General features: G+C 59.2%; 17 protein-coding genes. 7 read left to right on the top strand and 10 right to left on the bottom strand.

All coding sequences use genetic code 11. The features are described from left to right. Positions 1–17: 17 nt before the first annotated feature. Together T18_RS22020 and T18_RS22015 are read right to left on the bottom strand one after the other, a co-directional pair. The gene (locus tag T18_RS22020; protein WP_038492936.1) at positions 18–1,592 is read right to left on the bottom strand and encodes a Re/Si-specific NAD(P)(+) transhydrogenase subunit alpha; all 1,575 of its coding nucleotides are present in this window, start codon (positions 1,590–1,592) and stop codon (positions 18–20) included. Between the two features lie 188 nt (positions 1,593–1,780). Continuing rightward, positions 1,781–3,664, bottom strand: a complete 1,884-nt coding sequence (locus T18_RS22015; protein WP_003514082.1) for an MFS transporter — start codon at positions 3,662–3,664, stop codon at positions 1,781–1,783. Positions 3,665–4,161: 497 nt separating this feature from the next. On the opposite strand from T18_RS22015, the gene T18_RS22005 reads away from it, so the two are divergent. Together T18_RS22005 and T18_RS22000 are read left to right on the top strand one after the other, a co-directional pair. Next, on the top strand, positions 4,162–5,196 hold the full coding sequence (locus tag T18_RS22005) for an aspartate-semialdehyde dehydrogenase (protein ID WP_003514078.1): 1,035 nt from the start codon (positions 4,162–4,164) through the stop codon (positions 5,194–5,196). 215 nt (positions 5,197–5,411) lie between these two features. Beyond that, positions 5,412–6,227 (top strand): lytic transglycosylase domain-containing protein, encoded by an 816-nt coding sequence (locus T18_RS22000; protein ID WP_038492118.1) that lies wholly within the window; start codon positions 5,412–5,414, stop codon positions 6,225–6,227. Between the two features lie 168 nt (positions 6,228–6,395). On the opposite strand, the gene T18_RS21995 is transcribed toward T18_RS22000, so the two are convergent. Both T18_RS21995 and pdxY read right to left on the bottom strand, forming a co-directional pair. Then, complete coding sequence (locus T18_RS21995; RefSeq protein ID WP_003514071.1) at positions 6,396–7,037, bottom strand: carbonic anhydrase; 642 nt, start codon at positions 7,035–7,037, stop codon at positions 6,396–6,398. A gap of 74 nt (positions 7,038–7,111) precedes the next feature. After that, complete coding sequence (gene pdxY / locus T18_RS21990; protein ID WP_038492115.1) at positions 7,112–7,987, bottom strand: pyridoxal kinase PdxY; 876 nt, start codon at positions 7,985–7,987, stop codon at positions 7,112–7,114. A 269-nt stretch (positions 7,988–8,256) separates the two neighbouring features. Between pdxY and T18_RS21985 the strand changes: the two genes are divergently transcribed. Continuing rightward, on the top strand, positions 8,257–9,717 hold the full coding sequence (locus T18_RS21985) for a phospholipase D-like domain-containing protein (protein WP_038492933.1): 1,461 nt from the start codon (positions 8,257–8,259) through the stop codon (positions 9,715–9,717). Between the two features lie 60 nt (positions 9,718–9,777). Beyond that, positions 9,778–10,623 carry an endonuclease/exonuclease/phosphatase family protein gene (locus T18_RS21980; RefSeq protein WP_013636769.1) on the top strand — a complete coding sequence of 282 codons (846 nt, stop codon included), beginning with the start codon at positions 9,778–9,780 and terminating at the stop codon, positions 10,621–10,623. A 32-nt stretch (positions 10,624–10,655) separates the two neighbouring features. On the opposite strand, the gene T18_RS21975 is transcribed toward T18_RS21980, so the two are convergent. The 4 genes from T18_RS21975 to T18_RS21960 all read right to left on the bottom strand — a co-directional run bounded on the left by T18_RS21975 (position 10,656) and on the right by T18_RS21960 (position 16,561). Then, a complete protein-coding gene (locus T18_RS21975; RefSeq protein WP_038492112.1) occupies positions 10,656–10,859 on the bottom strand; it encodes a hypothetical protein in 204 nt (67 codons plus the stop codon). Between the two features lie 288 nt (positions 10,860–11,147). After that, positions 11,148–14,342, bottom strand: a complete 3,195-nt coding sequence (locus T18_RS21970; RefSeq protein ID WP_019565072.1) for an efflux RND transporter permease subunit — start codon at positions 14,340–14,342, stop codon at positions 11,148–11,150. Between the two features lie 114 nt (positions 14,343–14,456). Then, positions 14,457–15,647 (bottom strand): efflux RND transporter periplasmic adaptor subunit, encoded by a 1,191-nt coding sequence (locus tag T18_RS21965; RefSeq protein WP_003514060.1) that lies wholly within the window; start codon positions 15,645–15,647, stop codon positions 14,457–14,459. Positions 15,648–15,763: 116 nt separating this feature from the next. Then, entirely contained in the window at positions 15,764–16,561 is a 798-nt protein-coding gene (locus tag T18_RS21960) for an alpha/beta hydrolase fold domain-containing protein (protein WP_013636765.1), read from the bottom strand. 134 nt (positions 16,562–16,695) lie between these two features. Here T18_RS21960 and T18_RS21955 point away from each other — a divergent pair, with 134 nt between their 5' ends. After that, entirely contained in the window at positions 16,696–17,595 is a 900-nt protein-coding gene (locus T18_RS21955; protein ID WP_003514057.1) for a LysR family transcriptional regulator, read from the top strand. 9 nt (positions 17,596–17,604) lie between these two features. Here the strand turns inward: T18_RS21955 and T18_RS21950 are convergent, their stop codons facing one another. Continuing rightward, entirely contained in the window at positions 17,605–18,504 is a 900-nt protein-coding gene (locus tag T18_RS21950; protein ID WP_038492109.1) for a LysR family transcriptional regulator, read from the bottom strand. 162 nt (positions 18,505–18,666) lie between these two features. Here T18_RS21950 and T18_RS21945 point away from each other — a divergent pair, with 162 nt between their 5' ends. Both T18_RS21945 and T18_RS21940 read left to right on the top strand, forming a co-directional pair. Then, positions 18,667–19,848, top strand: coding sequence for an MFS transporter (locus T18_RS21945; protein WP_038492107.1), 1,182 nt, complete (start codon positions 18,667–18,669; stop codon positions 19,846–19,848). Positions 19,849–19,913: 65 nt separating this feature from the next. Further along, positions 19,914–20,747, top strand: coding sequence for an aldo/keto reductase (locus T18_RS21940; protein WP_038492104.1), 834 nt, complete (start codon positions 19,914–19,916; stop codon positions 20,745–20,747). 143 nt (positions 20,748–20,890) lie between these two features. On the opposite strand, the gene T18_RS21935 is transcribed toward T18_RS21940, so the two are convergent. Further along, positions 20,891–22,852 carry a methyl-accepting chemotaxis protein gene (locus T18_RS21935; RefSeq protein ID WP_038492930.1) on the bottom strand — a complete coding sequence of 654 codons (1,962 nt, stop codon included), beginning with the start codon at positions 22,850–22,852 and terminating at the stop codon, positions 20,891–20,893. Between the last annotated feature and the right edge of the window lie 404 nt (positions 22,853–23,256).

Here is a 23,256-nt window from a genome sequence, read left to right as displayed (position 1 = left end):
TGTGTCCCCTACACGGCTCAGGACTTCTGGAACATGGCGAGCATGCGCCGTGTCACAAGGAAACCGCCGACGATGTTGATCGTCGCGATCAGGACGGAAAGTGAGGCAAGGATCACCACCAGCCAGTTGCCGGAACCGATCTGCAGCAGCGCGCCGATAATGACGATGCCGGAAATCGCGTTCGTCACCGCCATCAGCGGCGTGTGCAGCGAGTGGCTGACATTCCAGATGACGGAGAAGCCGATAAAGCAAGCGAGCACGAAGACGATGAAATGGCTCATGAAGCTTGCCGGCGCGTAAAGGCCGACGAGAAGCAGGGCCGCCGTACCGATGACGAGCAGACCGACCTGGCTTTTCGTCTGCGCCTTGAACTCGGCCCGTTCCTTGGCGTGCTTTTCCTCAGGCGTAAGCTCTTTTGCTCGTTCCTTGGGTTTCTGCGCGGCGATGGCCTGGATCTTCGGTGGCGGTGGCGGAAAGGTGATGTCGCCCTGATAGGTGACGGTCGCACCGCGGATGACGTCGTCTTCCATGTTGTGAACGACCTTGCCGTCCTTTGCGGGCGTCAGATCGGTCATCATGTGACGGATGTTGGTGGAATAGAGCGTTGAGGCCTGCGTGGCCATGCGGCTCGGGAAATCCGTATAGCCGATGACGATGACGCCATTGTCCGAGACGACGCGCTGGTCGGGCACCGTGAGATCGCAATTGCCACCGCGCTCGGCGGCGAGATCGATGATGACCGAACCCGGCTTCATTGCCGCCACCATGTCGGCCAGCCACAGCTTCGGGGCGTCACGGCCGGGGATCAGCGCCGTGGTGATGACGATATCGATCTGCGGTGCCAGTTCGCGGAATTTCTCAAGCTGCTTTTCGCGGAATTCCGGCGACGAGGGGGCGGCGTAACCGCCGGTCGCTGCGCCATCCTGGCTCTGGTCGGCGAAATCGAGATAGACGAATTCGGCGCCCATGGATTCGATCTGTTCGGCCACTTCCGGGCGCACGTCGAAGGCATAGGTAATGGCGCCAAGCGAGGTTGCTGTGCCGATGGCGGCAAGACCGGCAACGCCGGCACCGATGATCAGCACCTTGGCGGGCGGCACCTTGCCGGCGGCGGTTACCTGACCGGTGAAGAAGCGGCCGAAATTATTGCCAGCCTCGATGACGGCGCGATAACCGGCGATGTTGGCCATGGAGGACAGCGCGTCCATTTTCTGGGCGCGGGAAATGCGCGGCACCATGTCCATGGCGATGACATTTGCGCCCTTTTCCTTCGCCTGCTCCAGAAGGTCCTTGTTCTGTGCGGGATAGAAGAACGAGATCAGCGTCTTGTCCGAAGACAGGCGATCAATCTCCGACGTTTCCGGCGGACGAACCTTGGCGATGATGTCGGCACCGGTATAAAGCGCATCGGCGCTATCGACGATGGTGACACCGGCTGCGCGATAGGCGTCGTCGGAAAATCCCGCCGCCTTGCCCGCGCCTGTTTCGAGGATGCAATCATATCCGAGTTTCTGCAGGCCTTGCGCGCTGTCGGGCGTCATGCCGACGCGCGCCTCGCCATCATATAATTCCTTAGGCGTCCCGATTTTCAAAATGGCTCTCCCTTTTCCGCACGATAGGGCGTCATAGCCTATTTCGAGCGTTTTTGTCTTGTTTTTGGCGGTTTCTACCTGCGGCGGATTGACAGCCTGCGAAAGGCCAGTTCGGGCACTGGCGGTACTGCGGCAATAAAAAACCCGGCGCGTCAGCGCCGGGTCTCTATCGTCGGGAGCGAAACCGCTCACTCCATGGTGTGGATGTCGCGATCCTTGGTTTCCGGCAGGAACAGCAGGCCGATGACCAGCGTGATGCCTGCGAAAACGATCGGGTACCAGAGGCCGTAATAGATATCGCCCTTCGCCGCGCTCATCGCAAAAGCGGTGGCGGGCAGCAGGCCGCCGAACCAGCCGTTGCCGATATGGTAGGGCAGCGACATGCCGGAGTAGCGGATGCGGGTCGGGAACAGTTCGACCAGCAGGGCCGCAATCGGGCCGTAGACCATCGTCACGTAGATCACGAGGACGGTCAGGACCGCGATGATGACGACCCAGTTCACGGCAGCCGGATCGGCGACCATGGCGAAGGTACCACCACCGGCAATGCTGTAGACGGCCATTTCCGCCGCTCCGGCGGTCTCGGCCGGCGTCAGCAACTTGTCGGCCACCAGCTTGTCGGTCGCCACCATCTTCTTGTCGGCGGCGCGAACGGCTTCCGCATTGAGGTTGAGTTCCGGGTTGGCGGCAATGAAGGCATCCAGTTTTGCGTCCGGCACCTGTGCTACGCCGCGCACCAGCGGGTAGCCGCCGTCATGCAGCGCGATGTTGACCTGTTTCTGGAAGGCCCTGTCTTTTGCGGCAGCATCGGCACCGGCTGCGATGGCGTCGTAGCTCGCAATGGTGGCGTCGCCGATCTTGACGCTTGCCGGCGTTCCAGCCGCTCCAGCAACGACGTCATAGGGAACGGAGTTGCGTGTCAGGAACGAGGTGGCGATATCGCAGGACGTGGTGAATTTCGCCGTACCTGTCGGGTTGAACTGGAATTTGCAGTCGCCCGGTGCAGCGGTCACGGTGGCGCGAACGCTGGCCTGCGCTTGCGCCAGTGCCGGGTTGCCCGCCCATGTGAGCGCCTTGAACAGCGGGAAGTAGGTCAGCATCGCGAGAACGAGACCCGCCATGATGATCGGCTTGCGGCCGATCTTGTCGGAAAGCCAGCCGAAGAGCACGAAGAAGCCCGTGCCGAGGATGAGGGCCGCCGCGACCATGATGTTGGCCGACTGGCCGTCCACCTTCAGAATGCTCTGCAGGAAGAACAGTGCATAGAACTGGCCCGTATACCAGACGACGGCCTGACCGATAACGGCGCCGACGAGGGCAAGCAGGGCGATCTTTGCGTTTTTCCACTGGCCGAAGGCTTCGCTGAGCGGCGCCTTGGAGGTCTTGCCTTCTTCTTTCATCTTCTTGAAGGCAGGAGATTCGTTCATTTTCAGACGAATCCAGACCGATACGCCAAGCAGCAGAACCGAAACGAGGAAGGGAATACGCCAGCCCCAGGCGGCGAAGGCTTCCTTGCCGAGTGCGAACTGCACGCCGAGAATGACCATCAGCGACAGGAAGAGCCCGAGCGTCGCCGTCGTCTGGATCCATGAGGTGTAATAGCCTCTGCGACCGTTGGGCGCGTGTTCGGCCACATAAGTTGCAGCACCGCCATATTCGCCGCCAAGCGCCAGACCCTGAAGCATGCGCAGGATGATCAGGATGATCGGGGCTGCGATGCCGATCTGCGATGCACCGGGCAGGACGCCGACGAGGAATGTCGAAACGCCCATGATGAGAATGGTGATCAGGAAGGTGTATTTACGGCCGACAATGTCGCCGAGACGCCCGAACACCAGGGCGCCGAAGGGGCGCACGAGGAAGCCGGCGGCAAATGCCAGAAGCGCGAAGATGTTACGTGTCGTTTCCGGATATTGGCTGAAGAAGTTCGCGCCGATATAGATCGCGAGCGAGCCGTACAGATAAAAATCGTACCATTCGAAGACTGTTCCGAGAGAAGAGGCGAAAATCACCTTCTTCTCCTCACCCGTCATGGGACGGGCGGCGCCGCTCACGGCTGCTACGTTTGCCATTGTCTGTCCTCCACAGATGTCAAATGAGCGCATTGCAGAGCCCTGTCTCTCCTCCGGACTCCCCCGTAAGGGTGCAATGCGCGTAATGTTAGAGTAACCCCAATGAGAGCGATGCTTTCGGATTATGACTTTAGTCTAATGCATAACGTGCAAAAATGTCGCGAGGTGGCATTTGCGCTTATGCGCCGGGTCGCTCGCAACGTGCCTTTTTTCTTGACACGAACACCAAACCTTCTAATAGCTTCTCGCGAAGAAGGAGCATCACCTTGCGCAGGCATGTTGCAGACATGATTGTCATGGAAGCACCGGCACAATCCGCCGGCGATGATCCGCGTCTTTCTTATTCTATCCGAATTACGGCCAAAACGACGATTAAAACCGTCTGACGTCTCTGGCCACCGCTCTCTCCCCGGTTTGGCTGGGGATCGAGGAAGCCGCAATGCGATGCGGGTTCCCCACCTCACCCAAAAGAGGAGAGACAGAAAGAGAGCTTGATCATGGGTTTCAAAGTTGCAATTGTAGGCGCCACCGGCAATGTCGGTCGCGAAATGCTCAACATCCTGGCCGAACGTGGTTTTCCGGCAGATGAAGTCGTGCCGCTCGCTTCCTCCCGCTCGCAGGGCACGGAAGTCTCCTATGGCGACCGCACGCTGAAGGTTTCCAACCTCGAAAACTACGATTTTTCCGACACGGATATTTGCCTGATGTCGGCCGGCGGCGAGATTTCCAAGAAGTGGTCGCCGAAGATCGGCCAGCAGGGTTGCGTCGTCATCGATAACTCGTCTGCATGGCGCTACGACCAGGACGTTCCGCTGATCGTTCCGGAAGTCAATGCTGACGCGATCTCGGGCTTCACCCGCAAGAACATCATCGCCAATCCGAATTGCTCCACGGCCCAGCTCGTTGTCGCGCTGAAGCCGCTGCATGACTTTGCCAAGATCAAGCGCGTCGTTGTCTCCACCTACCAGTCCGTTTCCGGCGCTGGCAAGGAAGGCATGGACGAACTGTTCCAGCAGACACGCGCCGTCTTCGTGGCCGATCCGGTCGAAACGAAGAAGTTCACCAAGCGCATCGCCTTCAACGTCATCCCGCATATCGACGTCTTCATGGAAGACGGCTATACCAAGGAAGAATGGAAGGTTCTGGCCGAAACCAAGAAGATGCTCGATCCGAAGATCAAGGTAACCTGCACGGCCGTGCGCGTTCCTGTTTTCATCGGTCATTCGGAATCGGTCAACATCGAGTTCGAAAACGAGATCACCGCCGATCAGGCGCGTGACATCCTGCGCGAAGCGCCGGGTTGCCTTGTGATCGACAAGCATGAAGATGGCGGCTACATCACCCCGGTTGAATCCGCCGGTGAGGATGCGACCTATATTTCGCGTATCCGTGAGGATGCGACGGTTGAAAACGGCCTCAACATCTGGGTTGTTTCGGACAATCTGCGCAAGGGTGCTGCCCTCAATGCCATCCAGATCGCCGAACTTCTGGTCAATCGTGGTCTCATCAAGCCCCGCAAGGCGGCGGCTTGATACGATTTTTTAAGGTTCGTTAAGTATAACCCGTCTGTTCTGTGTGGGGCAGGCGGGTTTTCCAATTGGCTATCATCACGGCCAGTTTATTTGCAGGCCTTGCTGCCAAAAGGCAATTTAGGCGGCCAAAAAGCAATTTGGCACCCGAGCCCATACAGCAGCGACGTTTTGGTTCTCGGGATAAATTCCCCAAAGGATATCGAAGGCAGATTTTGATGCGGGCAATGAAGGCAATTCTGGCTGGTGTGGCCATGGTCTCGGTTTTGGCGGCGACGCCGGTTGTGGCTGCGCAATGCGGCAACACTTCGGCAGGGTTCGACGCCTGGGTCGGTGCCTTCAAGCAGGAAGCGGCGAGCCGCGGTGTCAGCGCCTCGGTGCTTGATCGTGCCTTCTCCGGCGTCTCCTACAATCAGGCGACCATCCGCGCCGATCGCGGCCAGCACAGCTTCAAGCTGTCCTTCGACCAGTTCATGCAGAAGCGTGGCGGCCAGACGATCATCTCGCGCGGCAAGACCATGAAGAAGAACAATGCGGCTCTCTTCGCCTCGATTGAAAAGGCCTATGGTGTGCCGGCCGGCCCGCTTCTGGCCATCTGGGGCATGGAAACCGGATTTGGCGGCTTCATGGGCAACCAGCACACGCTGTCCGCCGTGGCGACGCTTTCTTTCGACTGCCGCCGTTCGGATTATTTTACCGAGCAGCTTTATGCGGCCCTGAAGCTCGTCGGCAGCGGTTCGCTGAACGTTAACGCCAAGGGTGCTGCCCATGGCGAAATCGGCCAGACGCAGTTCCTGCCGTTGAACGTTGTGCGCTACGGCGTGGATTTCGACCGCGACGGACGCATCGATCTCGTCGGTTCGCGCGCCGATGCGCTGGCCTCCACCGCCAACTTCCTTGTCGGCCACGGCTGGCAGCGCGGTGCGGGTTATCAGCAGGGGCAGACGAATTACGCGGCCATTCAGGGCTGGAACGCTGCAAGCGTTTATCAGCAGGCGATTGCGTTTATCGGCAAGGCGATTGACGGCCAATAAGGCCGCTTTATCCCAATTGGAACGTCCACTTCCGTGATGCCGGACTAGTTCCGGCATCCAGTCACGGCGCGTCTGCGCCGTGAAAACAATCCTAAGCAATCAAAGACTTGATCGCGCTTGGCCCCGGATCACGTCCGGGGTGACGAAGCTTTGAGAAGGTTTCGACAATCACAGGTCCGGGCGGCGAAAGTCGCCCGTTTTGCCGTCCATCACCCACAATTCGCCGGTCGAGATATCGAACCAGGCACCATGCAGCTTCACCTTGCCGGCGGTTTCCTGCGCCTTGACGAAGGGGAAGCCGCGCAGGTTGGCGATGGAGTTGCGAATGGAAACGCGCTCCAGCGCCGTCTGGCGCTCGGAAGCGGTCATGACGTCGTTGCTCTGGATCTGCTCGGCGGCGGATTTCACCATGTTCATCCATTTGCCGATGAAGTCGCCGGGCGACAGAGGTTCAAGATTGGGGTCGAGTGCGGCCTGAATGCCGCCGCAGCGGCCATGGCCCATGACGACGATGTCCTTCACCTTCAGAACCTGCACGGCATATTCGATGGCGGCTGATGTGGCGTGGTACTGACCGTCAGGCTCAAAGGGCGGCACCATGTTGGCGACGTTCCGCACGACGAAAAGTTCTCCCGGTCCGCAGTCGAAAATCGTTTCCGGCGCCGAACGGGAGTCACAACAGGCAATGAACAGGGTCTGCGGTTTCTGTCCGGTATCAGCCAGAACGCGGTATCTTTCGCGCTCGTCGGCATAGCGGCCGCTCATGAAGTTCTTGTAGCCGTTGAGAAGGTTTTCCGGAAAATCTTTCATCTATCGCAGTACCGTTGTGCTTGGACCAAGATCAAGAGAAGAACTCGGTGCGTTGAAGACCAATCCTTTAGCCGCTATTTGCGCTTGCTGCGCGAAGGATGCAAGAGATGGCGCATCTGCACCATCGCCATGGGTGTGGAGAGACTTGAAGAATCCGTCTCCAGCGTCAATTCGTTCATGTCGCGTTTTTTGGTTCGCGCCAGAATTTCGAACACGCTGGCGGTGGCCAGTTGCAGCGCCTTCTCGTCGTCCATGCCTTCCAGCAGCCGGGCAAGGAACAGCGCCGCCATCAGGTCTCCGAGACCGTTCGGTGCGTCTTCTATGGCGCGGTGTTCCGCCATCAGCGCGTGCCGGCCGCTCAAATAAAGATTTCCCGTGCCGCCCGCCATCATCGACACGGCTGAGGTGACCAGCATTTTCGGCGGGCCGAGTGCGAGCGCGGCATCCATGATGGCATTGTTGGTCTCAAGCTCGGCACCGCTCATCCAGGCCAGTTCATAACGGTTTGGCGTGGCGACGGTGGCAAGCGGAATGAGGTGATCGCGGATGGCTTCGGCAGTCTCAAGGGGAATGTATAGTCCGCCCAGATCGCCCATGACCGGGTCACAGGCATAAATCAGCGACGGGTTCTTTTCCTTGAGATTGCGGATCAGCCTTGCGACGGAGAGCACCTGCGCCGCGCTGCCGAAATAACCGGTCAGGACAGCCTTGACCTCGCCGATCCATTTGGCGTTTTCGAGGTCGGCCATGGCCTTGTCGAAGTCGTCGTCCTGAAAGCGCATCCGGGTGGACGGGCCATGGCCGGGGTGCCAGGGCAAAACGATTGTGGGCACCGCCCATACCGGATAGCCAAGGGTCTCCAGCGCGAAGACTGCGGCACGGTTGCCGACCGATCCACGCATGACGTGGCTGGAAATGACGATGACGGCGCCCTGGGTATTTTCCTGCATCACGGCCTTCTGCTTTCAAACGCCACAGAAGCCCGCAAGTGCCCCTGCTCACAGATCAAGATGCGCTCTCATGACATATCGCATCGTCACTTTCCACCGTTAATCCCGCAAGGGTCTATCCCGTAAAACGATGGGCGTCCGGTCTTCTTGGCCTTTCCGGTGCCGGTCCGGTATCGCGGGATCGGCGAACTGCCCTACCTTTTTGTTTACGCATCGGGTTTTCCCAAAACCGCGGTACACTTTTCGGCACGATGCCCTATAGTTGCATCATGCTCGATCTCGTCATCGCCTATTGGCCTCATATCCTTGCCGCTCTTTCCATTTTGATGGGAACCGTGGCGGCCGTACATGCCACGATGACGAAGGAAGAGGTCCGCTCCGCGCTTGGCTGGGTGGGCGTCATCGTTCTGTCGCCGATCGTCGGTGCAGTCATTTATGCGATTGCCGGCATCAACCGGATTCGCCGGTCCAGTATCAGGCAGCAGCGGTCTTTCATGCAGGACGAGATCATGGATCGCGTGGCGCGTCTGGATGCGAGCGGCGAGGTGATTGCCGCGCGGTTCGGACGCCGTTTCGAGGCGATGAAGACGCTCGGCGACCGGGTGACGCGCCACGCACTGACGACCGGTAACCGCATCGAGCCGCTTGTCACCGGCGACGCGGCCTATGCCGCCATGCTTGAAGCGATAGGCGAGGCGAAGCGGTCGATCATCCTCGAAACATATATTTTCGACAATGACAGGATCGGTGCGCGTTTTGTCGCGGCGCTGGAAAGGGCGAAGTTCCGGGGCGTGGAGGTGCGGGTGCTGGTGGATGCCGTGGGCGCGCGCTATTCCGTGCCGAGCATTCTGCCGACGCTCAGGGAAAAAGGCATCGTTGCCGATGTATTCAACGGCAATGTCATCATTGGGCTGCGGCTGCCCTATGCGAATTTGCGCACCCACCGCAAGATCCTGGTGGTGGACGGGCGCCTCGCCTTTAGCGGCGGCATGAATATCCGCGAGGGCTTCACCCTTGAATTCGGCGGCGAAAAACAGGCGCACGACACTCATTTCAAGATCAGCGGGCCGGTTGTCTCTGATTTTTTCTCCATTGCGGCGGAGGACTGGAGGTTCACGACGGGGGAGCTTCTGCACACGCCGGTCTGGGATATCGCCATTCCCGATGGTGTGCCGGGTTCACAGATCGTTGCGCGCGTTTCCTCCTCGGGGCCGGATAAGAGCATAGAGACCAATCACAAGATGCTGATGGGGGCGTTTTCCGTCGCCCGCTCCTCCATTCTCGTCATGTCGCCCTATTTTCTCCCCGATCGGGAGCTTATTTCAGCGCTCATTACCGCAGCGAGGCGGGGAGTCGTGGTGGATATCATCGTGCCGCAAAGCAACAATCTGGTGCTTGTGGACAGGGCGATGACGGCGCAATTCGACCAGATGTTGAAGAATTACTGCCGCATCTGGCGGGCGACAGGGCCCTTCAATCACTCCAAGCTTCTGGTGATCGACGAGCGCTGGAGCTACATCGGTTCTTCCAACCTGGACCCTCGTTCATTGCGGCTGAACTTCGAAGTCGATCTGGAAGTTATGGATGAGGAATTCGCCGCGACCATCGGAAACCGCATCCGGGAAGCACGGGCAACCGCTTTACCCGTGCGACTGAGCGAACTGAATGCGCGGCCATTCGTTGTCCGTTTTGTGGAGCGCGTCCTGTGGCTCGCTTCGCCGTATCTTTAGAGCGCCATACGTCGGAAACGCTCTAGAACTTTTAATTTGCGCATCGGGAGGCGTCGCAGCGTGAAGAAAAACAGTTTGCTGGAGCGTGGAAAAACGGCACTGGCGAAAAACAGCAGCCTGCCCGCCTTCGTCATGCAGTCGCTGCGCGACCGCCACCAACGGAAGAATGCCGGGCAGGTGGAGAGAGATCACTCCTTCCCGGTCATCGCGTCCTACAACGTCCATAAATGCGTCGGCCGCGACCGCAGGTTCGATCCTGATCGCACCAGCCGCGTCATTCAGGAAATCGGCGCGGATATCATCGCGCTACAGGAGGCGGACAGCCGTTTCGGCGAGCGCACGGGCCTGCTCGATCTTGCCCGGCTGGAGCGGGAAAGCGGGCTTGTCCCCGTGCCTGTTCTGGCGGGTGTGAAGGCGCATGGATGGCACGGTAATGTCCTGTTGTTCAAGGAAGGTGCGGTGCGGGATGTTCATACGCTGAAATTGCCGGGGCTGGAGCCGCGCGGCGCGCTGGTGGTGGAACTGGATTTGAAAAGCGGTGGCGCACTGCGAATAATCGCCGCGCATTTCGGTCTTTTGAGGCATTCCCGTGCCCAGCAGGCAAAGGCGCTTATCGGTCTTCTGGAAGCGCGAAACGAATGCGCGACCATCCTCATGGGAGACCTGAACGAATGGCGTCTCGGCAATGGCTCGTCGCTCAATACTCTGAGAGATGCATTCGGCGCCCTGCCGCCAGCAGTGCCCAGTTTTCCATCCAACCTGCCGGTGCTTGCGCTCGACAGGATCATCGCCAACCGCGAAGGGCTGATCGAGCAGGTGGAAGCGCATGACAGTGCGCTGGCGCGCATTGCCTCGGACCACCTGCCGCTGAAAGCCGCGATAAGGACCGATCTGCTTCCAACCTGATCCTGTGGCAGCATCGGATACGGCGACAGACTTCAGAGCCGCTGCGCTACCGACAGATGGCTGCGCGAACGGGCCTCCAGCAGAGATTTGCGGATGGCTTCCATCAGCCGTTCACGGTTGTTTCTGGTCTTGCCTCTGTCCAGATTCTGCGCGGCAAGCGCTAGATCCAGACCTTCATGCATTACTATCGAATAGGCAATGGTTGTCGCCCAGTTTTCGTATTCCTGCTCCATCATGTCACCCCTGAACTAAATCATTTAGCCCGAATCACCCTGTTCTTGAAATTACCACAAAATGGAAAGCATAAAATAGCATTGTTCCTTTACGTATCTGCTGCCTTATGCGGATATAGTGTATTCGTTATTTCTTTATTGCGGCGCAACATGTATGTGCTTGCTGCTTAAGTCATTGAAACAGATTCTGTTTCAGGCGATGCACATGGACGTTCCCACCAACAAAAACGCCGCGCATCGTGAGATGCGCGGCGGGCTTTCGTCGAAGTTTGCGGTGGATTGGATCAGGTCTCAGCCGGCCTTTTCGAGCTTGTAGTCCGAATTGGCAGGTTCTTCCTGTTTGTGCTGGATGAGAGGACGGTTACCCGACAGCTTGCGCACCAGCACGTAGAATACCGGTGTCATGAAGATGCCGAAGAACGTCACCCCGATCATGCCGGAGAACACTGCGACACCCATGGCCGCGCGCATTTCCGCACCCGCACCGGTGGAGATGACCAGAGGCACCACGCCCATGATGAAGGCGAGTGAGGTCATCAGGATTGGGCGGAGGCGCAGGCGACTTGCCTCGACTGCGGCCTGAAGCGGCGTTCGTCCTTCGAATTCCAGCTCGCGGGCGAATTCCACGATCAGGATCGCGTTCTTTGCCGATAGTCCGACAAGGACGACAAGGCCGATCTGCGTAAAGATGTTGTTGTCCCCTCCCGTCAGCCAGACGCCTGTCAATGCGGCGAGAACGCCGAGCGGAACGATCAGAATGATCGCGATCGGCAGGGTCAGGCTTTCATATTGCGCAGCCAATACGAGATAGACGAGCAGCAGCGCCAGCGGGAAGACCACGAGGCTGGAATTACCGGCAAGGATCTGCTGGTAAGTCAGGTCCGTCCATTCGTATTCGATCCCGGCCGGCAGGTTTTCGGCAAGGATTTTCTCGATCGCTGCCTGCGCCTGTCCAGAGGAGAAGCCCGGTGCCGGACCGCCGTTGATATCGGCTGCAAGGAAGCCGTTATAACGGTTTGTGCGCTCCGGTCCTGTCGTTGCATCTACCTTCAACAGCGTGGAAAGCGGGATCATCTGACCGGTGGACGAGCGGACCTTCAGGCGGCCGATATCTTCGGCATGGGCGCGGAATTGCGCATCTGCCTGCACACGCACGCTGTATGTCCGCCCGAAGGCGTTGAAGTCGTTGACATAAAGCGAGCCCAGATAGATCTGCAGCGTCTGGAAGACGTCGCTGACCGAAACACCCAGCTGCTCGGCCTTGGCGCGGTCGAGATCGGCGAAGAGCTGCGGCACGTTGATCTGGAAGCTGGAGAAGATGCCTGCCAGTTCCGGTGTCTGGTATGCCTTGGCGATGACCGCCTTGGCCGCTTCGTCAAGCGTCTGGTAGCCGTAACCGGCACGGTCCTCGATCTGCAGCTTGAAGCCGCCCGTCTGGCCGAGACCGTTAACCGGCGGCGGCGGGAACATGGCGATGAAGGCATCCTGAATGCCGGCAAACTTCTGGTTCAGCTGCATTGCGATGGCGCCGCCTGACAGTTCCGGCGTCTTGCGGTTTTCGAAGTCGTCGAGAACTGCAAAGACGATGCCCGAATTGGAGCCGATGGTGAAGCCGTTGATCGACAGGCCGGGGAAGGCGATGGCGTGGCTGACGCCCGGCTGTTGCATGGCGATATCGCTCATCCGCTTGATGACGCTTTCCGTGCGGTCAAGCGTTGCGCCGTCCGGAAGCTGGGCGAAGCCGATGAGATATTGCTTGTCCTGCGCCGGTACGAACCCGCTTGGGACCGCGCTGAACATGCCGTAGGTGGCAGCCACCAGCGCCATATAAACGATCATGACGAGGCTTTTGCGCGTTACCAGCCCGCCTACGGTTTTGCCGTAACCGTTGGAGGCGGCCCCGAAGGCGCGGTTGAAGCCACGGAAGAACCAGCCGAAAATCCGGTCCATGAAGCGGGTCAGCCAGTCTTTCGGTGCGTCGTGCTCTTTCAGCAGCAGGGCTGCAAGAGCGGGTGACAGCGTCAGAGAATTGATCGCCGAAATGACGGTGGAAATCGCGATCGTCAGCGCGAACTGCCGGTAGAACTGGCCGGAAAGGCCGGAGATAAAAGCCAGTGGGACGAAAACGGCGACCAGAACAAGCGCGATTGCTATGATCGGCCCGGAGACTTCGCGCATAGCCTTGTAGGTGGCGTCACGCGGAGAAAGCCCGTTTTCGATGTTTCGCTCGACGTTTTCCACCACCACGATCGCGTCATCCACCACGATGCCGATGGCCAGCACGAGGCCGAACAGGGTCAACGCGTTAATGGAGAAACCGAAGGCATACATGACGGCGAAGGTGCCGATGATCGACACCGGAACGGCGATCAGCGGAATGATCGAGGCGCGCCAGGTCTGGAGGAACAGGATGACCACCAGTACCACGAGGCCAACGGCCTCGAGGAGCGTATCAACGACCTTTTCGATGGACGAGCGAACGAACTTCGTCGTGTCGTAGACGATTTCATATTTCACGCCATCAGGCATCGCCAGTTGCAGATTGTCCATTGTCGCGCGGACATTATCGGCGATTTCGATGGAGTTGGAGCCGGGAGCCTGCAATACGGCAATCGCCACGGCGGGTTCGCCGTCGAGCAGCGAGCGCAGCGTATAGTCGGCAGCGCCGAGTTCGATGCGGGCGACGTCGCGAAGACGGGTGATCTGGCCGTTCGCGCCGCTCTTGACGATGATGTTGCCGAATTCCTCCGGAGTCGTCAGACGGCCCTGGGCATTGACGTTGAGCTGCAGGTCGACGCCATTGGGGCTTGGCGATGCGCCGATAACGCCGGCTGCGGCCTGGACGTTCTGCTGACGGATGGCGTCGGATACGTCGCTGGCGGCGAGATCGTGTTCGGCCACCTTTTGCGGATCCAGCCAGACGCGCATGGAATAGTCACCCGCGCCGAAGACCTGCACCTGACCCACGCCTTCGATACGGGCGAGGCGATCCTTGACGTTCAGCGTCGCATAGTTGCGCAGATAGGTGATGTCATAGGCATCGGTCTTCGACACGAGATTGACGACCATGATGAAGTCGGGCGAGCTTTTGACGGTGGTGATGCCGAGTGCGCGCACTTCCGCGGGCAGGCGCGGTTCGGCCTGCGACACGCGGTTCTGCACCAGCTGCTGCGCCTTGTCCGGGTCGGTGCCCAACTTGAACGTGACGGTCAGCGTCAGCACGCCGTCCGATGTCGCCTGGCTGCCCATATAGAGCATGTCCTCGACGCCGTTGATCTGTTCTTCAAGCGGCGTGGCGACGGTTTCGGCGATAACGGCCGGGTTCGCACCGGGATAGGTGGCGCGGACGACGACGGATGGCGGAACGACTTCCGGATATTCGGAAATCGGCAGGGCGCGCATGCCGAGAAGGCCTGCGACCACGATCAGGATCGACAGCACGCCGGCGAAGACCGGCCTGTCGACAAAAAATCTGGAAATATTCATATCCAGTCCCCTCTCCGGGTAGATTTGGAAATGCAAGGACCGTTCCGGCGGCATCATGGCCGCCGGTGAGGGCCGGTTCTTTGTGAAATGCGTCTCGCCGGAGGCGGGACGGCGTTATTGCGAGGCGGCGACCTTGTCTTCCGCCTGCGGTGCGATGGTTGCACCGGGGCGAATGCGCTGCAGGCCGTTGACGACGATCGTATCGCCGGCGGCAAGGCCGCTGTCGATGATGCGCTGGCCGTCAGCCGGTGCGCCGGGCTTGATCTGGCGGTAGCTCACCTTGTTTTCGGCATCGACGACAAAGACGAACCGCTTGTCCTGATCCGTGCCGATGGCGCGGTCGCTGATGACTATCCGGTTTTCCGGCTTCGGTTCACCCATGCGCACCCGCACGAACTGGCCGGGAATGAGCCTGCCATCAGGATTTTCGAAGACCGCACGCACACCAATGGTGCCGCTGGCGGAATCGACCTGGTTGTCGATGAGGTGCAGGGTGCCCTTGATCGGCGTGCCTTCATCCGAAAGCGTGCCGATTTCCACCGGGATCTGTTCGAGCGCGGGCAGGGCGTCGGTTGTCTTCGGCAGCTCGGAAAGCGCTTTCGCTACCGTTCCTTCGCTGGCGTTGAAGCTGGCATAGATCGGGTTGACCGAAACCAGCGTCGTCAGGGCAGGCGATGTCGAGCCGGCGGCAACGAGGTTGCCGGCGGTGATTTCGATGCGGCCGACCCTGCCGGAAACCGGTGCAACGATTTCGGTGTAACCAAGATCGAGCTGAGCCGTTGTCAGCGTCGCGCGGGCGGCGCGAAGCTGGGCTTCGGCATCCGCAAACGAGCTTTGCCGCTGGTCGAGATCGCTCTGGGAGATCGTGCGATTGTCGGAAAGCCTGCGGCCACGGTCGAGTTCCGTCTTGGCAAGGCTGACCTTGGCTTCGGCGGAGGCGACCTGGGCTTCAGCACCTGCAACGGCTGCCTGATAGGGGGCCGGATCGATGGTGAAGAGGGGGTCGCCTTCCTTCACCAGCGCGCCTTCGCGGAAATGCACGGCCTTGATCTGGCCAGCGACGCGGGAGCGGATCTGCACGCGGTCGACGGCTTCGAGACGGCCGGAAAATTCTTCCCAGCGCATCACATCGCGGCTTTCCACCTTGGCGACGGTGACTGGGATAGCCGGCGTTTCAGCCGGGGTGGAAGCTGCCGTCGCATCACGGCTGGTGGGCAGGTCGAAAATGAGTGCTGCGGCTGCAACGGACATAGCAAGCCCGATACCGGCGCCCGTCAGGGCCCGGCGCTTTGTGGTCAGCGTCATGGGTCTCTCCTTGGCTCGGATCAGGAGCCGGTCAGTTTCTCTATCTGTGTGTTTTGTTGCATGGTCCGGGCGTAAAACCGCTACGCACTTTTACTGGACATGCTCAAAATGCGATTTCAGTGTTTTATCTGGTCAACGAAGGTCTTGAACTCCGAACAGACGGATGGGACCCATCCGCCGCCCTTTCCTTGATAAAGCCCCGTCCAGCCAATACCGGCGGGGAAAACATGCTGCCGGACGCTGACACCGGAGGCGATGAGCCTGTCGGCATAACCGACCGTTTCGTCGCGCAGAGGGTCGTCCTCGGCGGTAAAGATCAGCGCCGGCGCCACCCGGTTCAGCCGCGTACACTGGCAGGGCGCGGCATAGGGGTGAAAAAACCCGCAGGCCTTGGCAAGGTAATGGCTCCAACCATCCGCCCAGCGCTGGCGCATGCCGATCCTGTCCGCATCGCGGAAGGATTCCGTCGTCATCATCGGGTCGATCATGGGCGACAGAAGTATTTGACCGGCAAGCTTGCCCGGCATGCGGTCACGCGCCTTCAGCGCAAGCCCAGCCGCCACATTGCCACCAGCCTCTTCGCCGGCCACAAACAGCAGCGATTTTGCGCCGCCATAATGCTTGCGGTCCCGGCTCAGATGATCCAGCGCTTCGAAGGCACAATCGATCACCATCGGAAACTCGTTGCCGGACGACTTGCTATAGTCGGCCTCGACGACGATCGCGCCGCTTTCAGCGAGCGCGCGTGCCACCGGAAGCTCCGGGCAATTGCCGCCCTTTTCAAGAAACGAGCCGCCGCGCAAATAAAGGACCACGGGCGGGTTGGTGCACAGGCCGGCACTTTCATATCGGCGCACGGAAAGCTGGGACGCCGAGCCCCCACAGCCTTCGATATTTTCCCAGTGCGCTTTCATCTGATCCGGTCCCGTGCGCCGCCATCAGCAGCTCACCATATTTGCAAAATCTGAAATTCATATTATTGTTCGGGAGAAAACGATCAAGTACGTCAAAATGAAAACACTATTCCAAAAAAACGGATAATAGCGACATGGATCAGCTTTCCGCCATGCGGGTATTCACTCGCGTCGTCGAAACCGGCAATTTCAGCCGCGCCGCGACCGCGCTGAACATGCCCAAAACCACCGTCACCAACATGGTCCAGGCGCTGGAGGCGCATTTACATACCACGCTTCTCAACCGCACAACGCGGCGGGTGATGCTGACGACGGACGGCGCTCTCTATTATGAGCGGGCCTCGCAGATTCTGTCGGAAATCGAAGAGCTTGATGGCAGCATGTCCAGCGCGCAGGTGCAGCCGTCTGGCCGGTTGCGGGTGGAAATGGCCGGTGTCTTCGCGGACCTCGTGGTTATTCCACATCTTTGCGAATTTTACCAGCGCTATCCGCAAATCCGGCTCGATCTCGGCGTCGGCGACCGTCTGGTCGATTATATCGCGGAGAATGTCGATTGCGCGCTGCGGGTCGGCACCTTGCGGGATCAATCCCTTATAGCGCGCAAGGTCGGCGAGCTGAAATTCGAAACCTTCGCCTCTCCCCTGTACATCGAGAGTTTCGGCATGCCGCAACAGCCGGAAGATCTCGAAAACGGACATCATTCCGTGGGATATTTCAATGCCACCACTGGCCAGATCATGCCGATCTCATTCGACAACGGGCTTCGCAGCGTCGAGATTACGCCCAACTATGTCGTGTCGGTGAATGACAGCCGCACCTATCTCAACGCCGCGCTGGCGGGCATGGGCATGGTGCAGCTGCCCGTTTTCATGGTCAAGGATGCGCTTGCGCGTGGCGAGCTTGTGCCGGTTCTGCCGGAATGGCGGCGCGAACCCATGCCGATCTATGTCGTTTATCCGCAGACACGGCACGTCACCAACAAGGTCCGTGTCTTCGTGGACTGGCTGGCGAAGATGGTTCACAGCCTCGTCTGAGGCGGCTAGTCACCGCCCGACCTTTGCCGCGACAAAATCGATAAAGGCGCGTACGCGGGCGGCCAAGTGATCATGTCCGGCATAAACGGCATGGATCACCTCCATGTCGCCCGGATTGTAATCCTCCAGCACCGGCACGAGCAGACCGGCCTCGATATCCGGCTCGACATGAAACTCTCCGACCCTTCCCAGCCCAAGGCCCGTCAGGCACAGCCGACGCATTGCCATGCCGCTGTTGACCGAGGCATTGCCGGTCACGGGAAGGCGGTAGACTTCCGTCGTGCCGGGATCACGGAAAGGCCATTCGTTGAGGCTGCGACTGAAATTGAAGCTGATGCAATTGTGTTGGGCCAGATCCTGCGGCTTTTCCGGCATGCCATGTTTTCCGATATAGGCAGGGGAGGCGACGATGATCCGGCGGACCTCTTTCAGCTTTCTTGCCTTGAGGGACGAATCCGCCATCCCGCCGGATCGTACCGCTATGTCGGTGCGCTCCTCGATCAGGCTGATGACGCCGTCGGTCAGCGAGATATCCAGCTCGATTTCCGGATAAAGAGATAAAAACTCCGGTGCGAGCGGCAGAAGATACCTTTCGCCGAAGCCCAGCGTGGCGTTGACACGTAATAGCCCCCGCGGCACCACCTTGCCGCCGCCTGCTACCATCTGCTCCGTATCGGCGATGTCGGCCAGAATGCGCCTTGCCCGGGAAAGATAGATTTCCCCCTCCGGCGTCAGCGTCACCACTCGGGTGGAGCGAGCGAGAAGGCGGGTGCCGAGGCGGTCTTCGATGCGGGTGACAAGTTTGCTTACCGCCGAGGGTGAAAGCTTGAGCCTGCGCCCGGCTGCGGAAAAACTCCCCAGCTCGGCTGCCGCGACGAAGACTTCCATTTCTCCGGCCCTGTTGTCCATCGCTGCACCACTTGTGAAATTAATTCAAAGGCCTTTATCCAATCTTGCTGATTATCATGCAAGTCCCCTTCGCCCATATTGCAATCATACAGTTGATCCAACCGGACAGTACCCGCTGTCCATAACGCCCGCGATCCCGCTCCGGGCGAAGAGGTACTCGTCATGCCATTGGCCATATTTGCCTTGACGATCGCGGCTTACGCGATCGGAACCACGGAGTTTGTCATCGTCGGTCTTTTGCCGACGGTCGCCGCAGATCTCCACATTACCCTGCCGCTTGCCGGCCTTATCGTCAGCGTTTACGCGCTGGGTGTCACTTTCGGTGCGCCGATCCTGACTGCGCTGACCGGCAAGATCGAAAGAAAGCCGCTGCTGCTGGGTCTGATGACGCTGTTCGTCGTCGGTAATGTCGCAGCCGCCGTGTCGCCAAGCTATGAGACGCTTCTGGTCGCGCGGGTGCTTTCCGCCTTCGCCCATGGCGTGTTCTTCTCCGTTGGCGCCACCATCGCCGCCGATCTCGTGCCGGAAAACCGCCGTGGCTCGGCGATTGCCATGATGTTCATGGGTCTGACCGTCGCCATCGTCACCGGCGTGCCGATCGGTACCTATATCGGGCAGATTTTCGGCTGGCGCGCCACCTTCTGGGCGGTTGCAGGTCTTGGTGTCATCGCCTTTGCCGGTATCGCGGCCCTGTTGCCGGGAACGCTGAAGAAAGCGCCGCCCGCCAGCCTTCTCGATCAGGTGCGGGTGCTGGGTTCCGGCCGACTGCTCATCGTTTTCGCCATCACCGCACTTGGTTACGGCGGCACCTTCGTAGCCTTCACCTTTCTGGCGCCGATCCTTCAGGATGTCACGGGCTTCTCCGAAAAGAGCGTCGGCCTGATCCTTGTGCTCTACGGCATCGCCATTGCCGCCGGTAACATCGGTGGCGGCAAAATCGCCAACCACAATCCGGTCAAGGCGTTGATCGGCCTCTTTCTGGCACAAGCCATCGTGCTGCTGGTCTTTTCCTTCACCGCCGTTTCGCCGGTTCTGACCCTGATCACGCTGGTGGCGCTCGGCTTCCTGTCCTTCGCCAACGTTCCCGGCCTGCAGCTTTATGTGGTGCAGCTGGCCAAGGAACACCGCCCCGGCGCTGTCGATGTCGCCTCGGCGCTCAATATCGCCGCCTTCAATCTCGGCATCGCGATTGGTGCGTGGCTTGGCGGTCTGGTGGTGGAATCGCCGATGGGCCTTGCCGCAACCCCATGGGTCGGCGCCATCCTTGTCGCCATTGCCCTCATTCTCACCCTCTGGAGCAGTGCACTCGACCGTCGCGCCTCGCTCTCGCTGAAGACTGCCTGAGTTTTCATATAAATCCCGGCCACTGCCGCAGGGCTGGCCGGGCGTACCCTAAAAGGAGAAAATATATGTTTGATGTCACCGCCAACGGCGCATCGATCCCGGTGCTTGGCTTCGGTACCTTCCGTATTCCCGGCCCCGATGTTCTTCGGATCGTTCCGCATGCCCTGAAGGCCGGCTTTCGCCATATCGATACCGCACAGATTTACGGTAATGAGGCCGAAGTCGGCGAAGCCATTGCCGGTTCCGGCGTGGCACGCAGCGATATCTTCCTGACCACCAAGGTCTGGGTGGAGAACTACAGGCACGATGCCTTTCTTGCCTCCGTCGATGAGAGCCTGAAAAAACTGAAGACCGATTATGTCGATCTCCTGCTTCTGCACTGGCCGAACGAAGCGGTAGCGCTGGCCGAGCAGATCGGCGCGCTGAACGCGGTTCGCGACGCCGGCAAGGTTCGCCATATCGGCGTGTCCAACTTCAATACGGCGTTGATGGCTGAGGCGGTCAGTTTGTCAAAGGCGCCGATCGTCACCAATCAGATCGAATACCATCCCTATATCGATCAGGATATGGTGATCGCGGCGGCCAAGGCTGCCGGCATGTCGGTGACGGGTTATTACGGTATGGCCGACGGCAAGGTTTTTGCCGATCCGGTTCTAAAGGACATCGCCGCAAGCCGGGGCAAGTCGGTGGCGCAGGTGGTGCTGCGCTGGCTCGTGCAGCAGCAGGGTGTTATTGCGCTTTCGAAGACGGTGAGCGAAGCCCGTGTTGATGAAAACCTTGCGATCTTCGATTTCACGCTGTCGGTCGCTGAGACGGACGCGATCCGTGCTCTTGCTCGACCGGATGGCCGTATCGTCTCGCCGGACGGGCTTGCACCGGTATGGGACGCGGCTGCCTGACAGTTGCCAACGGGTGTGGGTGGAATTCCTCCTGGTGCCGTCACCCCGGGTCTAGCCCGGCATGACGGAGGAGCGGTTTTCACTGATATAGATAACCTTAAGACACCCGGATAAGCTATCCGGGTGTCTTCTGAGAGAGTGGATCAGAATTCGCCCCATGTCTGATCTTTCGAGGCCGTGGATACGCCGAGCGCTGCGGCCACCTGGCCGATCATGCGACGTGCCGGGGATGGTCTCGGCTGTGCGTTGTCCGCAACGCGCACCGGCGCTGAAGGCTTATATGCGGTTCTAGCCGTGCTGGTGCTGGCCATTGCGCCATCCAGCTTGAACTGGCCGACGATCTGGCGGAGTTTTTCGGCATCACCGGCAAGCGATGCGCTGGAGGCCGTCGCCCTTTCGACCATGGCGGCATTGTGCTGCGTCACCTGGTCCATCTGGTTTACCGCGCTGTTGACCTCGGCCAACCCGACCGACTGTTCCCTTGCGGATGTCGCGATGGCGTCGAGTTGTGTATTGATGGCGATGACGTGACTTTCAATGATCTTGAGTGCGTCGCCGGTTGCGGTCACGAGTTTCACGCCGTTCTGCACTTCGTCGGCGGAGTTGCGGATAAGCTCCTTGATTTCCTTGGCCGCTTGCGCCGAGCGCTGGGCCAATTCACGCACTTCCTGTGCCACAACCGCAAAGCCCTTGCCTGCCTCGCCCGCACGGGCCGCCTCGACGCCGGCGTTGAGTGCCAGAAGATTGGTCTGGAAGGCAATCTCGTCGATGACGCCTATGATGTTGGAAATCTGGCTTGAAGAGCTTTCTATGCGCTTCATGGCATCGACCGCAGTTGCGACGACCTGACCGGATGTCTGCGCGGATCTGTTGGCCTCGACCGCCACGATCCGGGCCTCCTCAGTCCGTCTGGTCGAATTGCTGACGTTGCTGGTTATCTGGTCGAGCGCTGCGGCTGTTTCTTCTAGCGATGCGGCTTGGGTTTCCGTGCGTTGCGACAGGTCGCTCGCACTTGAACTCAACTCGCGAGAGCCGTTGTCGATCGTGGCCGTGACATCGGCAACGGACAGCAGTGTTTTGCTAAGCTGGTTTACGGCGATATTGAAGTCCGCACGCAGGCTTTCGAATTCTGCGGAGAAAGGCGTTTTCAGCTGGTAGGACAGGTCGCCATTGGCCATATGCTTCAGACCTTCGGCAAGGCCGCTGGTCGCTTCCGCCATTTCGGCGGCGCGCCTGCGATCAATTTCGGCGGTTCTTTGACGCTCTGCCTCGGACTGGTTACGCACCTGCGCCGCATCCGCTTCCAGCCGGCGGGCCTTCAATTCGTTATCCTTGAAGACCTCAACGGCCTTTGCCATCGTGCCGACCTCGTCGCGCCGGTCCGTTCCCTCGACCTTGACGGACAGGTTACCCTCCGCAAGCGTTTGCATCGTGCCGACAAGACCCCGGATCGGCGTGACAAGCCAGCTGCTGATCGCGAAATATCCGATGACGACGACGGTGATGAAGCCGAGGACGACCGCCGCGACGGTAATTAGTGCAGTCCGTTGGCTTATGTCGCTCAGATCATCGCTCTGCTGGGCGCTACGGTTCGAAATATCAGTGGCTATCTGTGTAAGTTTCGCGCCGATCTTGGCAAAGACTGGCTGGCACTCGGTGCCAAACGCTTTTTGCGACGCAAGTGCCTCATCCACGGTTGATGCGGTTCGGCCCAGGTGCCAGGCGTTCTTGCACGTCACGTTATAGAGCGTCGTCACGTCGTCCTTGAGTACGCGCAGGCGGTTGTCTTCGGGGATATTGGCGATGGCTCCATCCATCGATACCATGAACTTGTCGCGTGTGGCCTTCACCTCAGCTTCGGCAGCGGCATTACCCTGTTCCGTAAAGGCGATCATCATATCGGCCAAAGCCGCACGCCCGTTCAGCAGTTCTTGGTTCGCGAGTGCCAAATTCAAGGCCGCTGCGCTGTCACGCGCAATAAGGTCACTATAACTTCCATCGATCGATTTGATCTGTATGGCGGAGTAGGCCGCAATCAGGATTGCACATACGCCGAATAGCGCAAATACCGTCAAAAACTTTCCGACAACGGGAATATTTCTCATCGTTATGGCTCCCACAAGAAAATCGAGCCCTTCATGGGTCATATTTCGGCATCATGCGCTTTTCCGGTGATGATTATACTTACAAATTTAAGAAATAATTATGTATTATTAGTAATTTCGTATCTTATAATAAGATACTGTACTGTTGTATTAAATAAGAATAGTATTTAATACTGAATAATTCTAATGGGCATCTCAAATCGGTTGTCATGTCTTGCGCGTCCGCGAACGCCTTCCTGAAGCGAATAAGTTCGGTGTCTAGGGCACGGGACTATGGTTGGGCGTCAGATCGGCCCAGAACATGCGGGTAGGCTTCGGTTGAAGAGGAGCTATCTGGGACCGGCGGCAAAATCAGGGCGGTGCCTGTAAGCGCTTTGACATTCCCGACGTTTTCCAGGGAAAAC

The organism is Rhizobium sp. TBD182, from assembly GCF_001950375.1.
GTDB classification, from domain to species: domain Bacteria; phylum Pseudomonadota; class Alphaproteobacteria; order Rhizobiales; family Rhizobiaceae; genus Agrobacterium; species Agrobacterium tumefaciens.
Note: the sequence above shows the minus strand (reverse complement) of the source record. Positions and strands in the feature narration are given on the sequence as shown.

Bases quoted from the DNA above. Each gene is read 5' to 3' on its own strand.
- T18_RS21955 (WP_003514057.1), top strand. From the start codon at position 16,696: ATGGATCAGCTTTCCGCCATGCGGGTATTCACTCGCGTCGTCGAAACC.
- T18_RS22000 (WP_038492118.1), top strand. From the start codon at position 5,412: ATGCGGGCAATGAAGGCAATTCTGGCTGGTGTGGCCATGGTCTCGGTT.
- T18_RS21950 (WP_038492109.1), bottom strand. From the start codon at position 18,504: ATGGACAACAGGGCCGGAGAAATGGAAGTCTTCGTCGCGGCAGCCGAG.
- T18_RS22015 (WP_003514082.1), bottom strand. From the start codon at position 3,664: ATGGCAAACGTAGCAGCCGTGAGCGGCGCCGCCCGTCCCATGACGGGT.
- T18_RS21995 (WP_003514071.1), bottom strand. From the start codon at position 7,037: ATGAAAGATTTTCCGGAAAACCTTCTCAACGGCTACAAGAACTTCATG.
- T18_RS21975 (WP_038492112.1), bottom strand. From the start codon at position 10,859: ATGATGGAGCAGGAATACGAAAACTGGGCGACAACCATTGCCTATTCG.
- T18_RS21935 (WP_038492930.1), bottom strand. From the start codon at position 22,852: ATGAGAAATATTCCCGTTGTCGGAAAGTTTTTGACGGTATTTGCGCTA.
- T18_RS22005 (WP_003514078.1), top strand. From the start codon at position 4,162: ATGGGTTTCAAAGTTGCAATTGTAGGCGCCACCGGCAATGTCGGTCGC.
- pdxY (WP_038492115.1), bottom strand. From the start codon at position 7,987: ATGCAGGAAAATACCCAGGGCGCCGTCATCGTCATTTCCAGCCACGTC.
- T18_RS21965 (WP_003514060.1), bottom strand. From the start codon at position 15,647: ATGACGCTGACCACAAAGCGCCGGGCCCTGACGGGCGCCGGTATCGGG.
- T18_RS21970 (WP_019565072.1), bottom strand. From the start codon at position 14,342: ATGAATATTTCCAGATTTTTTGTCGACAGGCCGGTCTTCGCCGGCGTG.
- T18_RS21985 (WP_038492933.1), top strand. From the start codon at position 8,257: ATGCTCGATCTCGTCATCGCCTATTGGCCTCATATCCTTGCCGCTCTT.
- T18_RS21945 (WP_038492107.1), top strand. From the start codon at position 18,667: ATGCCATTGGCCATATTTGCCTTGACGATCGCGGCTTACGCGATCGGA.
- T18_RS21960 (WP_013636765.1), bottom strand. From the start codon at position 16,561: ATGAAAGCGCACTGGGAAAATATCGAAGGCTGTGGGGGCTCGGCGTCC.
- T18_RS21940 (WP_038492104.1), top strand. From the start codon at position 19,914: ATGTTTGATGTCACCGCCAACGGCGCATCGATCCCGGTGCTTGGCTTC.